This window comes from Candidatus Kurthia intestinigallinarum, from assembly GCF_003991225.1.
GTDB classification, from domain to species: domain Bacteria; phylum Bacillota; class Bacilli; order Bacillales_A; family Planococcaceae; genus Kurthia; species Kurthia populi.
In genome coordinates, this window is the sequence record NZ_JTFC01000009.1 from 59,108 (window position 1) to 73,676 (window position 14,569).

Here is a 14,569-nt window from a genome sequence, read left to right on the forward strand (position 1 = left end):
GTGGTTTTTGTCATAAAGGAAGTGAGCGCGTGACAAAATTTCTAAATGAGACACAGTATCAACATTATTTTGCCAATTGCCAATCTGTTTCAATATTAAATGAACGTCACGATAAGTTAATGCAGCAATTGATTAATGATACGTTACAGCAATTGGGCGAACCACCTTGTCCATTTACAATATTTATCACAGGAAGTGGCGGACGAAAAGAACAAGGTTTCTGGAGTGATCAGGATCATGGCTTAATTTATAGTGATGATGCGCATAAAGCGTATTTTCATACATTCGGGCAAGTGTTTTCCGATAATATGGCTACTGCTGGTTATGTGTACTGTGAAGGAGGCATTATGACGTCAAATCCGCAATGGAATGCTTCGGTAAAAGAATGGCAGCAACAGTTAAAGCAATGGTTACAAGCGGCAGAATGGTCTCATATACGCTACACACAAATATTTTACGATGCACGCATATTATATGGTAGTGAAAAGTTATTAAAGAAGTTGAAAACACAGATTGATCATTATATTTCACATTATCCGTATGTACTTCAGCGTTTCACACATAATATTATGCATTTAAAGCCTGCCTTAGGACCGTTAGGACAATTATTACCGGAACGCTACGGGGAGCATCAAGGAGAAATTGATTTGAAATATAGCGCTTTTTTACCATATATTAACTGTGTTCGTTTAGTAGCTTTAGAACATCATATACATGCAACCTCTACACAAGAACGTATTACCGCATTAGCAGCTAAAGAAGCAGCATTGTTACAAGATGTAGCGTTTTATTTTGATGAGTTACTGAGAATGCGTTTTCAGTATCAAAAGCCTGAAAAGTATAAAGATACCCATTACATCTCATTGCAAGAGATGTCACTAGAAGATAAGCGAATGTTAAAAAAGATATTAAAGCGTGCAAAACGCCTACATGATGAGGTAATTGCGCGTTACGCCTAAAGGATGATGAGTAATGCATGCATTTGAAGCTTTTACACAATTAGTTCGTACATTAACAGGAAAATCGACTATTTCAACGATAACGGATGTTCAAAATGCCGAACAATTAGCTTTTTTACGAAGTTTAAAGCAACAACAATCGAGAAATAAAGAAGCATTATTAATGCCGTTAGATCAGTTAGAATTAGTCGTTTTTGATATTGAAACAACCGGTTTTAGACCTCAAAAGGGAGATGAAATTATTTCCATTGGGGCTGTGAAAATGAATGGCTTGCAAGTAGTAGAAGAAACATTTTATACACTTGTGAAGCCAACACAGCGCATTCCTCAAAATATTATTGAATTAACAGGGATAGATCAAGAAATGACAGCAAAAGCCCCAACTTTGCGTGAGGCATTACTCGCTTTTCTTATTTTTGCAAAAGGTTGTACATTAGTGGCGCATCATGCGAATCATGAACGGAATTTTATGAAACACTATAGTCAACAGCTATTGCAAACGCCTTTTAACCAACGCATTGTCGATACCGCTTTTTTAATTCAAATTTGCGAATATAATCATACACTTATAACGCTAGATGATGTTTGTCTGCACCAACAAATTCCGATTATTGGGCGCCATCACGCTTTAAGTGATGCTAAAATGACAGCGCAAGTTTGGCTAAAATACGTGCAGCAAGCTATGAATCTAGGGTGTGATAATTTACAAGATGTGTATGAGCGCTTTGCACGATTATAATAGTTACCAAAACACGAACGAAGCCTCTGTTTTTTGAACAAAACATGTCGACAATGTTAAGTTTTCGTTAAATACGGTTAGTTTTGAGTGTTTTATGTTTACTTTTAGCTATTTTGTGTTATATTTATTCTATCATCTTTTGATTAGATGATTTTTTGAAAATTCATATTAGGAGTGGATGTATATGTTAAATGTTACAGTTTCAAAGCAAGATGCTCATTATGTAGTAGCGTATATTACAGAAAATTTTGAACGAAAGGTTGTCCATACAGCAGAATCATTCATTGACAGCATTTACAACTTAGGGCGCAAATGGCATTTAAATGAGGTTCACTTTGAATTACCAAAGGAATTAGTTAGCTCGGTTACATCATTTTTACGTGTAGAGTATCCAGGTGAGCTATATGAGCACCGCATCACAGTAGCGTAATACCTCTTTATGTCATGAAAATCCTTGTCATTTATATAAAGTCATCATCCTTTAGAGAGGGACGGATATCCAAATGTTTAGCCAAGCATGTCAATGTGTAGCTATCGAGCTTATTGAGTAGCGTATCGTCTACATCAATTAGTGCGGTAGCTATTTTGCGTTTTAAAAGAATTTAATTTAGTAGAGCAATCATAGTGAATCAACGAAAAATGTTGCTATTTTTTTCATTCTTCTAGAGGTTTTGAATATGGTATAATTTAAATAAATAATCGATATGTGGAGGAAGTTATGAACAATAGTAAAGTTGTCCTTTTTTATGGACTGTCATTAATTGGTACATTATTGCTTATAGTATGCGCAGCAAAATCGACGCTTTCTCAAACTGGTTCGTTGGAAAATCAGTGGATGGGTCCAGGAATGTGGCTTGCCATTATTTTTGCTGCTGTATTATACATAGTAACAATAGCGCTATATGTTTTTTTAGAAGAAGCAAAAGTAGTACATATTATTTTACAAATTATTGGTTTATTATTAGCTATTTTATTTGCGGTGATCTTAGGAATGGAAGCACTTGCTTTAAAAGACACGATATTAGCGTATGCAACATTTATTGCTGGCGGTATCGTTGTTGTAGCTAATATCATTATTTTGGTGTTATTATTAAAACGTTCTAAACGTAATTATTATGGTAGTTATACAATGTATCGTTAATGAAAAAGAGGAATCCCGCCAACGCGCGATTCCTCTTTTTGTTGAGACAGATAATCAAATTGTTTCTTTTAAAGACTTTTTATGCGCCAAAGACATTATCTGGACTCGTTATTTCACGTGAAATAGTAATCGCACCAAATCGGCGTAAGTGAACGATATTTTCAGGTGTTGTATTGATAATTTTATCGATGTAATAGGCTTGTTTCTCTTCGTCAATACCCATGCTATTAAATTCATCTTTTAGTGCATAGATGTAAACATTACGTTCATCATTTGTAAGGACACTAGGATTTTTTGATGTTTCCATATTCATATCGCAAAACTCCTTTTTCTTTAATAGTATAATTTAGTATAGCATAAGACATAAATTATAGTGTTTAAGCTTATTATTACAATTTGCCGAACATTTTTGAGTTATATTGCTTTTCGTCCATAATATTTGTTAGAATAGGCAAGACGATATAATGCAAGATGTAAAAACTGTCGTATAAATATATGAAAATGCAGGAGATGACAATAATGAAGAAAAAATCTTTATTTGCAGCCGCAGCACTTTCAGCGGTATTATTAGCTGGTTGTGGCGAAAAAGCTGTAACATCTGAACAAGTGAACGCTTCTAAATTAGAAGATTTCGCAACTGAATATTACAATGAAGCAAAAGACGGTAAAGACGCTGGTCTAATCGTTATTCAAAATGCGACGAACCAATATTTATATGTAAAAGATTTAACAGACAAAGATGGTAACGCAGTGAAAATCACAGACATGAAATTCACAAAAGAAAACAAAACACGTAACTCAAACTACCGTGTAGACGTTACAACTGAAAAAGTTTCAGATGCTTCAGAAGGCGAAGCAATTTACAAATTTGAAAATGCTAAAAACATTGAAACACTTGATTTCTATGTAGATGGCAAACGTGATAGCGTAGATAAAGTTTACGCAAACCACTAAGCATCATTAAAAGAGCCCATGTGCAATTGCGCATGGGCTCTTTTTTTATCTTTTCTAGTCAGAAGACGCCCATGTCAAGGGAATAGTAATAGTTCAACTAAAGAAGTAATCATACGTATTTTTAGCAAGTAGTGCAATTGTGACGACAATGAATAATCCTCGTACATAGCCACTGCCTTTTTTAATGGCAAAGCGTGTACCAACGATTGCGCCAAAAACTTGTGCAATGCCCATTGGTAGACCGTAGGCATAATTGATTTGCCCAAGTGATGCAAACACGAGTAGAGCTGCGATATTACTACCAAAATTTAAAAAACGGGCACTTGTAGCAGCACGTAAAAAATCAAAGCCGATCATGAGAAATGCAAAGATAAAAAATGAACCAGTCCCAGGTCCTAAAAAGCCATCATATGCACCAATTAAAAAGACGATGAGCATAAAGCCAACAAGTCGTTTTGTCGTTAATTTTTTATATGTTGACATAGAGCCCCAATCTTTTTTGAACAAAGTATAAATTAAAACGGCAAACAGCATAATAAGCATGAGTGGTTTCATAACAGCGGGATCTATTAAATGAACTGCCCCTGCACCAATCATCGACCCGATAAAAACGAGTGGAAATAATTTTTTCACCGCAGTTAAATCTAATTTACCTGAACGATAAAATGTGATGACGGATGTTAAAGAACCCATCGTTCCTGCTAATTTATTTGTTGCGATAGCGGCTGCAGGATTTAAGCCAGCAAATAATAATGCCGGTAAACCAATTAATCCACCACCACCGACAACAGAATCAATGAAAGCAGCTAAAAATCCGAAGAGTACAAGAATAAGAAGTAATTGTAGATCTAAATCAAAAATCAATGTATGCCATTCCTTTCTTCTGTTACTACCGTAATAGTAACTTAATGTGCTATACTTGTAAATAAGAAAAAAAGTAATGGAGGGTATAACATGGATGAACTAATTCTCCAATTAAAACAATTAGGCTTAACGGAATATGAGGCAAAGGTATATATTGCGCTCGTACAAGAAAGTCCAGCGAGTGCTGCCCAAATTAGTAAATTATCAACCGTGCCAAGAGCGCGTGTTTATGGCACATTAGATACTTTGGTTGATAAGGGGATTGTTTTAAAAGAAAATGCTGAGAAAACGACGATATACCGTGCGTTGCCTGTTGCTTTGTTTATTGAAAAGGCGCAACAAGATTTTACAAAAACAATCGATCAAATGGATGAGCAATTGACTGCATTAGAAGCTGAATCAATTGAGCAGCAAACGCAAATTTTATCTCTACAAGAAAAAGAATCCATTATGCAATATTGTCGCCATCTATTAGAAAAGGCTGAGCATACAGTGATGATTTCTATGTGGGAGGATATGTATACATTATTACGTGAAGATATTGAACGTGCTGCTGCGCGTGTGACAGTTAAGGGCATTACAATCCGTGCGGAGGATGTCGTGCCAACAGTTGATACGCATCGTACAACACATCACTTAGCGACGACGCATAATCCACATTGGTTTATTATTGCGATTGATCACAAGGAAGCGTTATATGGCTCTCCTGTGACAGAGCGCTTGTCAGCATTTTTAACGGATGATGAAATGCATCTTTATATTTTAGAGGATTATATTTGGCATGATGTATTAGTAAATCGTCTTGTAAAACGGAATGGCGATGACTCATTAGAAGAGTGGGTGAAAAAAGAAAGAGCTAATTTTTTCAATAAATAACAACTCACTAGTCTATATAAGAAAAATAAAAAAACAAGCCTATTAAGCTTGTTTTTGAAACGCTGCTAACATTTGATTCAATTTTTCTTTTTCTTTTAAATATTGTTCTTCCGTTACCGCTGGATTATTAAGCAATTGTCCAAGGCGTAAAATCTCTTGTTGAATCATTTCTTTTGTAATTGGCTTTTTTTCTGTCATCATCAAAGCTCCTTTAACTATCGTATATTCATTGTACTATGCAAAAAATAGCTTGTCACGCTTCTAAAAGTTTTGCAAATTAGTGACAATCGTGAGGGACAATATCGTTTGTGCGCGCATTGTGCTATGCTACATATGTGAAAGATATAAAAGGAGTTTTGTTGTATATGGATGGTAAATTGAACTGGATTGGCTTTTTATTTTTATACATTGGTTTGTTTTTAATGACACAACCATTTAGTGCGGATTTGCGTATTGAGGCATTAGCAAATTGGACAACGGTCTTTATCGGCTTTTTAGTGTATTTCGTTGGAGTTATTTTCGGGATTTTTGGATTCCTTCGTGAGCAAACACCACTACGCTGGATTAATTTAGCCGGTTTATTTATTGGAATTGTTTTAGTGAGTATTTTTATGTTTCTTCCAAATTCATAAAATAGATAAAAGGGCAGGAATCTTCTAAATGATTCTTGCCCTTTTATCTATTTTCTATTGAGGATGCCCAGTGAGTGGTAGTTTATACCATAATCGGATAATCAATGACGTTATAGGTTCCATCATCATACGAAGCTGTGTAATAATCGCAGCGGCAATAAAACCAATAGCGATACCTGCTAATACGTCGCCAGGGTAGTGATTACCGACATAAATACGAGAGAAGCCTGTTAATAAGCCAAATACTACCGGTAGCCAGCCCCATTTAATATGACGTAGTAATATAGCAAATGTTATCCCCATTGCGCCTGCTGTATGGTCACTTGGGAATGAAGCATCCGCGTCATGCGCAACGAGCACATTAATCGTATCGTATGTTATGAATGGACGCGGCTCAAAATAAAATTGCGCGATACATATATTAATGATAATTGCTAATACACCTGCAAAACCAGCATAAACAGCTGTTTTTTTCGTATATGTATTGCCAAATAAAAATAATGCTAAAAGCAACATAGCTAGAATATATAATGCTGCATTTGTCGTGAAAATCATCATGTGATCGAGGAATGTAGAACCGTCTCCTGCTAGCCCATTAATATTCTTTAATAGTTCATAATTCAATTAAAACCCTTCTTTCCATATGACATTATAAACGATTTTGTCAGTAGAAAGTTGCGAAGAGATAAAGATTGTTTAGGAAATTCTTACGTACTGATTGAATCTTCGCCGGGATTATGTTTTCTAAGTAAAATAACGAATAAACTTCCTAGTACACAGAAGATACCGGCTAGGACAAAGGCACTTGTATAGGAATCAAAGGCATTATAAAGTAACCCGCCACCAAATGTCGCAACAGCTGCGCCTACTTGATGAAATGCGACCATCCATCCGTACATCATAGCAGATTTTTTTATACCAAATTCGCGTCTCGTTAATCCAATAGTTGGCGGGACAGTAGCAATCCAGTCTAAACCATAAAATATCGCAAAAATAACTAATAACGTCACAGAACCATGTTGTAATGCGAAGGGGAGGAAGATTAACGACAGTCCACGGAATGCGTAGTAAATAAATAGTAACCATCGATTATCGAAGCGGTCGCTTAACCACCCTGAAAGTGTTGTGCCAATTAAATCAAAAATTCCCATGAAGCTCAGTAAAGAAGCGGCAAATACCATAGGAATACCAAAACTCATACAATAGCCAATAAAATGAGTGCCAACAAGGCCGGTTGTGGACAATCCACAAATAAAGAAACTACCAGCTAACAACCAGAATGTTTTACTTTTAATACCTTCTAAAAGTGAGTCCCAGACCATTTTAAACGGATTCCCGGAAGGTTTTGCGTCTGTTGGCTGTGCAGCTTGAGAGCGTGCTGTCAAACCTAGAGCAGTTGTTTGTATGTCGCGTGGCCATTCTTTAATGAAAATTAAAATCAGCAGTAGCATAATAACGCTAAGCACTAAAATGAGTCCAATCGCATATCGCCATGAATAGTATTCCACTAAAGCGGCTAAGACAGGTAAAAGAACGAGTTGACCGGTTGCGGTAGCCGCTGTCAAAATTCCGACGGCTAACCCGCGGCGTTTAACAAACCAACGATTGGCGACTTGTGTACTGAGTACAGTGAGGAAGAGCCCAGAGCCAATGCCAATCATGACACCCCAAATTAAAATGAGCTGCCAAGAAGAGTTCATAATAAAAGTTAGTGATAGTCCAATTGCTAATAAGGCCATCGAATAGAGCATGACACGTTTTAAGCCAAAGCGTTCGACAAATGCAGCCATAAAAGGCCCAGAAAAGCCGTAAAGAAAAAGACCTACTGCAAACGCAAATGAAATCATAGGTCGACTCCAATTAAATTCTTGTTCGAATGGCTCAATAAAAACGCCAGAAGAGGAGCGAATAATACCGGCTACAATGATTGCAAAAAATGCAACGATTAAAATAATCCAACTATAATGTAATTTTTTCATGTACTTGCGCCTCTTTCATTATGTAATAGTACAATGTTATTTGATTGTTCAGAAAAATACAATATTTAGATAGAGATAAAAAAAGCAGTATACTTGAAAAACCAATATGAAATATTGCGATAATGGAATGAAATGGTGAAAAAAACACAAAAAATTTACATACGTCATATTTCCTAAAAAATACAGAACGTGGTATTATTTATGGAGTATAAAGATAACGTTCACTTCAGGAGGAGAAGAAAATGAAATATAACATTAAAGTAGCGGCAGCTGTATTGACCGCATTTACAGCACTGTCAACGCCTTTAATGACATCAACTGCTAGTGCAGAAGAAATGACCGTACAAAATACACATTTCAATCAATCAACAACAGGGAATGCGTTTATCGATAAAATTTCAGAAGATGTTATAACGATTGCTAATGACTATGATTTATATGCTTCGGTTATGCTGGCCCAGGCATCCCTTGAGAGTAATTATGGTAAAAGTGGCCTTGCAGCTGCGCCAAATTACAACTTGTTCGGAATTAAAGGTCAATACAATGGTCAAAGCTCGTCATTCGCTACAAATGAGCAAACAGAAGATGGCACGGTTTTCCGTACGACAGCATCATTTAGAAAATATAACTCATATGAGGAATCATTAAAAGACTATGCAGTGCTACTAACAGGTGGAACATCAGGAAATAGTACATACTATCAAGGTGTATTAAAGAACAACACGATGTCTTATAAGCAAGCACTTCAAGCATTAGAAGGCCGTTATGCAACAGATACGAGTTATGCGAGTAAATTACAGGAAATTATTGATGATTATGATTTAACACGCTTTGATACAATGGCTGGAACAACTGAAATTGTTGCTAACGAAGATGGTACGACAACAACTGATGTTGAAGCGAAAAAAGTAATTTCAGTTGTTTCTGGGGATACATTGAGCGCGATTGCCAAAACGTATCATGTGACGGTTGAACAATTAATGGCATGGAACGGCTTAAAATCAACATTGCTAGCAATTGGTGATGAATTAGTTGTTGAAATCAATGATGGTACAACAGAGGTACAACCGACGACTGAAAAAATTGTGGTGAAACAACCAAAACCACAACTAATTAAAAAGACTTATACAGCCACGAAAAAATATAAAGTAAAAAAAGGTGATTCATTAACAGCCATTGCGAAGAAAAATGACATTACAACAGCGCAGTTAAAAGAATGGAATGATTTATCATCTGCTTCACTTAAAAAAGGTCAAAAATTAGCAATCGCTGTGAAAGAAGCTCCAAAGAAAGTAACAAAATCAGTAGCAAAAGAAAAAACGACAACGACTAAGGTAGTAAAAACTGAAAAATCATCAAAATCACAAGAAAAAGTACAACAAGTATCGACTGAAAAGAAAACACAAGCAAAAATTCATGCACGTTACTATACAGTGCAATCGGGTGATTCTCTAGCTTCTATTGCTCGTGCATTCCTAACCACAGAGACGAAACTAAAAGAAGCCAATCAATTATCATCTAACTTAGTTTATGAAGGCCAAAAAATTAAAATTCAATAACAAAAAACCCTCTCCGTTATATGGGGAGGGTTTTTAAGTACCTTCTATTAACACTTTCATTAATTGACTTTGAAGCGTATTAATTTCATTCATTGCGTACTTTTCAAGCGCTATATATTGGGTATCTTTTTTTATGATTTTTCGTTTTAATTCATTATTTTGTTGGCGAAGTGCCGATACTTCTTCTTGTAGAGAACGTAATAATCGCTGATATTCCCAAGAAGATTGCGAAACAATTAATTTTTTTGTCATGTATATCACCTCTATAACTGTTCTTAATAGAATAATACCCACTGAAAAAAGAAAAAAACATATTTTCACATAGTGCAATTTAAATGAAAGTTTATGAATAATTGGCAGAAAATTATATTTATTCTATAATTATTACTAGTAGAAGTTATAGGGAGTGACAGCAATGATGAATTCCGAAGAGTATGACAATCTAAAACGTAATTTGCGTAAATATGATGCAGCTGGATTTGATAAACGTGGATTACATAAAAATGGAACACCTTATGATGATGAGGGCTATGACGTAAGTGGTTATAATTATGGCGGCTTTAATCGCCAGGGTTTTAATCGTAGTCGCATTCATGAAAATGGCACTGCATATGATAAAGCAGGTTATGATGCACTAGGGTTTGATATGAAAGGCTATGATGCCAAAGGATATGACATGAATGGTTATAATAAAGCAGGTTATGATGAACAAGGCTATAATCAGACCGGGTTTAGTTTGTCTGGTATGCATAAAAATGGCACACTTTATAATGATGATGGTTATGACTGCGAGGGCTATGACCAGCAAGGCTTTGATAATCGACAACTTGATCGAGAAGGATTTAACCAAGATGGCTATAATATTTTAGGTTATAACCGTGAAGGCTATAATGAATTAGGCTTTAATAAAAAAGGAAAGCATGAAAATGGTACAAAGTATGATGATACAGGTTTTACAGTGAAAGGCTACAATCGTGAAGGCTATAATCGCCAAGGTTTTAATAAACAGGGTTTTAATATAAATGGTATGCATAAAAATGGCACACTTTATAATGATAATGGCTATGACATGAGTGGCTATAATGCAGCAGGTTTTAATAAAAAAGGCTATGATCGAGATGGTTATAATGCAGCAGGTTATGATAAGCACGGAATTGATAGACAAGGTTTGACACGCGAGGGCTATGATCGAAATGGCTTTAATGAACAGGGGATACATAAAAACGGCACACCTTTTGATGATGTCGGCTTTGCGTATGATGGCTACAATCAATTAGGGTACAATCGCCAAGGTTATGACCGGGGTGGCTATGATGTGGACGGCTATAATGAAGCGGGATATAATCGCGTAGGCTTTAATAAAAAAGGCTACGATATACAGGGTTTTGACCGATATGGCTTTGATAAACAAGGTTATGATAAAGAAGGCTATGATAAAGAAGGCTATACGATTTTTGGTTTTAATCGTGAGGGATTTGACCGCCAAGGCTATGATGAACATGGTGAATTCCGTCCGTTTATGGATGTTTTTATGCAAAAGCAGCAACTACAAATTCAACAAAATGATTTTTATACGGTCGAATGGAAGCATGTTTTATGGCAATTAGCAGAAATTGAACGTCAATATGCGAATTATCAATACGATCACCTCGTGGTATTGTTACAGCAGACGGTGGATGATTTTGTTGTAGAGTTATTGAAAAAACATCATCTAACGCAAGGATTTGCTTGTAAGGATTTACAGTATGATGCGCTTTATAACAACGATTTGTTAGCACCAACTCATTATGAATTATTAAAAGCGATGGGGTCACTTGAGGTTTATAATGAGATGACCTATAGTGCGATTCGTAAAATGATTGTATTAACGCTCGCAAAATAGAAGCCTTTCTTAAAAGATGAGCATAAGAAAAGAAGGCATCGCGCCAATGCGCGATGCCTTCTTTTTATTAATTAATTTTCATGAACCCATTTTTTTTGGAATCGTGCAATATCACGATATTCATCTTTGAATAGACGAGAAATACGAATATAAATAGGAATTAATTCTTTATATACTTCGAAATTATCTTTGATTGGTTTATGTGCATGTGTTGAGCCAACCCATTCAGAAATAATAGAGAAATCCTCAATTTCGCCTAAGGCATACATTCCTAAAACGATAGCGCCAAGGCATGAACTTTCAAAGCTTTCAGGTACAGTTACCTCTTGGTTAAAAATATCTGCCATCATTTGACGCCATAAATCAGAGCGTGCAAAGCCACCGGTCGCTTGGATCTTTTCAGGTGTACCAATGACTTCTTCTAAAGCAATGAAGACAGTATATAAGTTGAAAATAACACCTTCAAGTACAGCGCGAATCATATGCTCTTTTTTATGATGTAAGCCTAAGCCGAAGAATGAACCACGAGCATTAGCATCCCATAATGGAGCACGCTCACCAGCTAGGTAAGGGTGGAATAATAGACCATCGGCACCTGGTTTTACACGTGCTGCAATTTTTGTTAGCACATCATAAGGATCGATACCTAAACGTTTTGCCGTTTCAACTTCACTTGATGCAAGTTCATCACGAACCCAGCGGAATGTCATCCCACCATTGTTTACAGGTCCACCAACGACCCAGTGTTTATCTGTTAGCACGTAGCAGAAAATACGGCCCTTTGGATCGGTAATCGGCTTATCAACAACTGTACGGATTGCACCAGATGTACCGATTGTAATGGCGACAACACCAGGGTCAATGGCATTCACACCAAGATTTGATAACACACCATCATTAGCGCCAATAACAAATGGTGTAGTAGCACTAATGCCTAGCTCAGATGCAATACCAGGACGCAATGAGCGTAAAACATGTGTTGTCGGTACGAGTGTTGATAATTGCTCTTCTGTAATCCCTGCAACGTTTAGTGCTTCAGTGTCCCAGTTACGTGTTTCTAAGTTAAACATACCTGTTGCAGAAGCAATTGAATGATCGACTACATATTCACCGAAGAATTTTTCGAAAATATATTCTTTAATACCGATAAATTTATGAGCAACCTCGAATGTATCAGGGTGTTCGTTGCGTAACCATGTAATTTTAGCTAATGGTGACATCGGGTGAATCGGCGTTCCTGTGCGGCGATAAATTTCATGACCATTTAAATCTGTTGAAATTTTTTCTGCCCATGCAGTTGCACGGCTATCTGCCCATGTAATAGATTTCGTTAAAGGTTTGCCGTTGACATCAATCGCAATGATGGAGTGCATAGCTGCGCTAAATGATACAAGATGTAAGGCATCTTTGTCGATATGTCCTTTTTGAATAGCTCCCGCAATTGCTTTTTTACAAGCAATGTAAATTTCATCGGGATCTTGCTCGGCCACTTGTGGAGTCGGGCTATATAACGGATATGTTTCGTGGTGCATACTTACAACCTCACCATTATTTGAAAACAATACCGCTTTTGTACTTGTTGTGCCAATGTCGACGCCTAAGTAATAAGCTGATTTTGACATAATCGATCATCCCTTCATTTTATAAAATTTTATTTCAATATTAATTATTTATTTATGAAAAAATATTTCTTATGATATAATTTTACTCAATTTTAATGATAATTGAAAGTGTTTTCTTTCGCACGTCTGAACTATTCCGGTATTTTATAAATTGCAGTATACTAAAACCATTCTATGAGAAATGAAGGGATTCTATGCAACAAATGAAAACAACCATCGAAGGATTACTAGTAAATAATTTTTCATTCGATGAGCGTGCACGTTTTTACGTACTGACAGATAATACAACAAAGCAACTTGGACTAGCGTTCGCTGATGGCTTACGAGAGAATGGCTACGCTGTCACAGCGGAGGTGATGGAAGATCGTACGAAAAATGGCGAAGAACCTCCTGAAGATATTGCAAAAAAATGGTATGACTTTACGGCTGTTTTTTGTTTAACACGCTATTCGTTAACCCATACAGTAGCACGTAAGGAAGCAAATAAGCGCGGCGTGTCCGTTATTACGATGCCTGGTATTACGGAAGATATCTTTTATCATGGGGCAATGACAGCTGATTATTCGAAAGTAGAGCAAGAAACTTTAGTCCGCACTGCCCAGCTTAGTGAAGCAACAGCCGTTACTATTCGTACTGGGGGACAATATGAACTGCATATTCCGGTGAAAGGTCGCGCAGGGTATCCTTCTACAGGCGTGTTTAAAAAGCCAGCCGCTTCTGGGAATCTACCATCAGGTGAAGCGTATATTGCACCGGTGGAAGGGAAGGCTTCTGGACAAGTATTGATCACAGGTTCGATTGCAAGTATTGGTCTTGTTAAAGCGCCTGTATTACTAACGATTGAACAGGGTCAGTTAGTGTCAGCAAGCGGAAAACAGGGGGCACAATTATTAGCTCTATTAGGTGATGGTTTAGGGCGTAATTTAGCAGAATTAGGCATTGGTACAAACTATAAAGCACGTATTATCGGTACAATTCTAGAAGATGAAAAAGCGTATGATACGATTCATGTAGCGTTTGGTTCGAACCACACATTTGGTGGTACGGTTAATGCGGGCGTTCATATTGATTGTGTCACAAAGAATCCAGAAATTATTTTTCATTAAACGTTATTAAAAAGAGGTTGGGACATAAGTAAAAATTCCAGTCTTTAATAGAGAAGGTGATGTCGAATTTGACATCACCTTCTCTATTTTTATGCGCAAATTGGGAATTACCATTCCCTTATTGCGTATTTTCTTAAGTTTGTCGCCATTAATGCGAGGCCAATTTCATTTTTTACTTTCGATTTTCCTCGGACGGAGAATCGAGTGAAACCTAAATTAGCCTTCAGAAATCCAAAAACTGGTTCTACGTCAATTT

At 36.5% G+C, this 14,569-nt stretch carries 18 protein-coding genes; 10 read left to right on the top strand and 8 right to left on the bottom strand.

The features are described 5' to 3' along the window. The first annotated feature begins 29 nt into the window (after positions 1–29). From QI30_RS03265 to QI30_RS03280, 4 genes are all read left to right on the top strand, one after another. Positions 30–959: a DUF294 nucleotidyltransferase-like domain-containing protein gene (locus QI30_RS03265; protein WP_233600507.1), complete on the top strand. Its 930-nt coding sequence runs from the start codon at positions 30–32 to the stop codon at positions 957–959. Between the two features lie 13 nt (positions 960–972). Next, positions 973–1,698, top strand: a complete 726-nt coding sequence (locus QI30_RS03270; protein WP_126989522.1) for an exonuclease domain-containing protein — start codon at positions 973–975, stop codon at positions 1,696–1,698. Positions 1,699–1,882: 184 nt separating this feature from the next. Further along, the gene (locus tag QI30_RS03275; RefSeq protein WP_126989523.1) at positions 1,883–2,128 is read left to right on the top strand and encodes a hypothetical protein; all 246 of its coding nucleotides are present in this window, start codon (positions 1,883–1,885) and stop codon (positions 2,126–2,128) included. A 288-nt stretch (positions 2,129–2,416) separates the two neighbouring features. After that, positions 2,417–2,839, top strand: a complete 423-nt coding sequence (locus QI30_RS03280) for a DUF5391 family protein (RefSeq protein ID WP_126989524.1) — start codon at positions 2,417–2,419, stop codon at positions 2,837–2,839. Positions 2,840–2,918: 79 nt separating this feature from the next. Here the strand turns inward: QI30_RS03280 and QI30_RS03285 are convergent, their stop codons facing one another. Then, on the bottom strand, positions 2,919–3,152 hold the full coding sequence (locus QI30_RS03285; protein WP_126989525.1) for a hypothetical protein: 234 nt from the start codon (positions 3,150–3,152) through the stop codon (positions 2,919–2,921). 206 nt (positions 3,153–3,358) lie between these two features. Here QI30_RS03285 and QI30_RS03290 point away from each other — a divergent pair, with 206 nt between their 5' ends. Then, positions 3,359–3,793, top strand: a complete 435-nt coding sequence (locus QI30_RS03290; protein ID WP_126989526.1) for a hypothetical protein — start codon at positions 3,359–3,361, stop codon at positions 3,791–3,793. Positions 3,794–3,886: 93 nt separating this feature from the next. Here the strand turns inward: QI30_RS03290 and QI30_RS03295 are convergent, their stop codons facing one another. Then, complete coding sequence (locus QI30_RS03295) at positions 3,887–4,657, bottom strand: sulfite exporter TauE/SafE family protein (protein WP_126989527.1); 771 nt, start codon at positions 4,655–4,657, stop codon at positions 3,887–3,889. 90 nt (positions 4,658–4,747) lie between these two features. On the opposite strand from QI30_RS03295, the gene QI30_RS03300 reads away from it, so the two are divergent. Further along, positions 4,748–5,533 carry a TrmB family transcriptional regulator gene (locus tag QI30_RS03300; RefSeq protein ID WP_126989528.1) on the top strand — a complete coding sequence of 262 codons (786 nt, stop codon included), beginning with the start codon at positions 4,748–4,750 and terminating at the stop codon, positions 5,531–5,533. 42 nt (positions 5,534–5,575) lie between these two features. On the opposite strand, the gene QI30_RS20305 is transcribed toward QI30_RS03300, so the two are convergent. Next, positions 5,576–5,731, bottom strand: a complete 156-nt coding sequence (locus tag QI30_RS20305) for a hypothetical protein (RefSeq protein WP_158620949.1) — start codon at positions 5,729–5,731, stop codon at positions 5,576–5,578. Positions 5,732–5,898: 167 nt separating this feature from the next. On the opposite strand from QI30_RS20305, the gene QI30_RS03305 reads away from it, so the two are divergent. Next, positions 5,899–6,165 (top strand): hypothetical protein, encoded by a 267-nt coding sequence (locus tag QI30_RS03305; RefSeq protein ID WP_126989529.1) that lies wholly within the window; start codon positions 5,899–5,901, stop codon positions 6,163–6,165. 54 nt (positions 6,166–6,219) lie between these two features. On the opposite strand, the gene QI30_RS03310 is transcribed toward QI30_RS03305, so the two are convergent. Both QI30_RS03310 and QI30_RS03315 read right to left on the bottom strand, forming a co-directional pair. Then, the gene (locus QI30_RS03310) at positions 6,220–6,789 is read right to left on the bottom strand and encodes an undecaprenyl-diphosphatase (protein ID WP_126989530.1); all 570 of its coding nucleotides are present in this window, start codon (positions 6,787–6,789) and stop codon (positions 6,220–6,222) included. Between the two features lie 83 nt (positions 6,790–6,872). Continuing rightward, positions 6,873–8,144, bottom strand: a complete 1,272-nt coding sequence (locus QI30_RS03315; RefSeq protein ID WP_126989531.1) for an MFS transporter — start codon at positions 8,142–8,144, stop codon at positions 6,873–6,875. Positions 8,145–8,386: 242 nt separating this feature from the next. Between QI30_RS03315 and QI30_RS03320 the strand changes: the two genes are divergently transcribed. Continuing rightward, positions 8,387–9,703, top strand: coding sequence for a LysM peptidoglycan-binding domain-containing protein (locus QI30_RS03320; RefSeq protein WP_126989532.1), 1,317 nt, complete (start codon positions 8,387–8,389; stop codon positions 9,701–9,703). Between the two features lie 33 nt (positions 9,704–9,736). On the opposite strand, the gene QI30_RS03325 is transcribed toward QI30_RS03320, so the two are convergent. Next, complete coding sequence (locus QI30_RS03325) at positions 9,737–9,955, bottom strand: hypothetical protein (RefSeq protein WP_126989533.1); 219 nt, start codon at positions 9,953–9,955, stop codon at positions 9,737–9,739. Between the two features lie 163 nt (positions 9,956–10,118). Here QI30_RS03325 and QI30_RS03330 point away from each other — a divergent pair, with 163 nt between their 5' ends. Beyond that, positions 10,119–11,585, top strand: coding sequence for a hypothetical protein (locus QI30_RS03330; protein ID WP_233600508.1), 1,467 nt, complete (start codon positions 10,119–10,121; stop codon positions 11,583–11,585). A 71-nt stretch (positions 11,586–11,656) separates the two neighbouring features. On the opposite strand, the gene gntK is transcribed toward QI30_RS03330, so the two are convergent. Next, positions 11,657–13,207: a gluconokinase gene (gene gntK, locus QI30_RS03335; protein ID WP_126989534.1), complete on the bottom strand. Its 1,551-nt coding sequence runs from the start codon at positions 13,205–13,207 to the stop codon at positions 11,657–11,659. 194 nt (positions 13,208–13,401) lie between these two features. On the opposite strand from gntK, the gene QI30_RS03340 reads away from it, so the two are divergent. Then, positions 13,402–14,313 carry an aminopeptidase gene (locus QI30_RS03340; protein ID WP_126989535.1) on the top strand — a complete coding sequence of 304 codons (912 nt, stop codon included), beginning with the start codon at positions 13,402–13,404 and terminating at the stop codon, positions 14,311–14,313. A 107-nt stretch (positions 14,314–14,420) separates the two neighbouring features. On the opposite strand, the gene QI30_RS03345 is transcribed toward QI30_RS03340, so the two are convergent. Then, on the bottom strand, positions 14,421–14,569 hold a 149-nt coding region (locus QI30_RS03345), incomplete at its 5' end, for a transposase (RefSeq protein ID WP_148113849.1).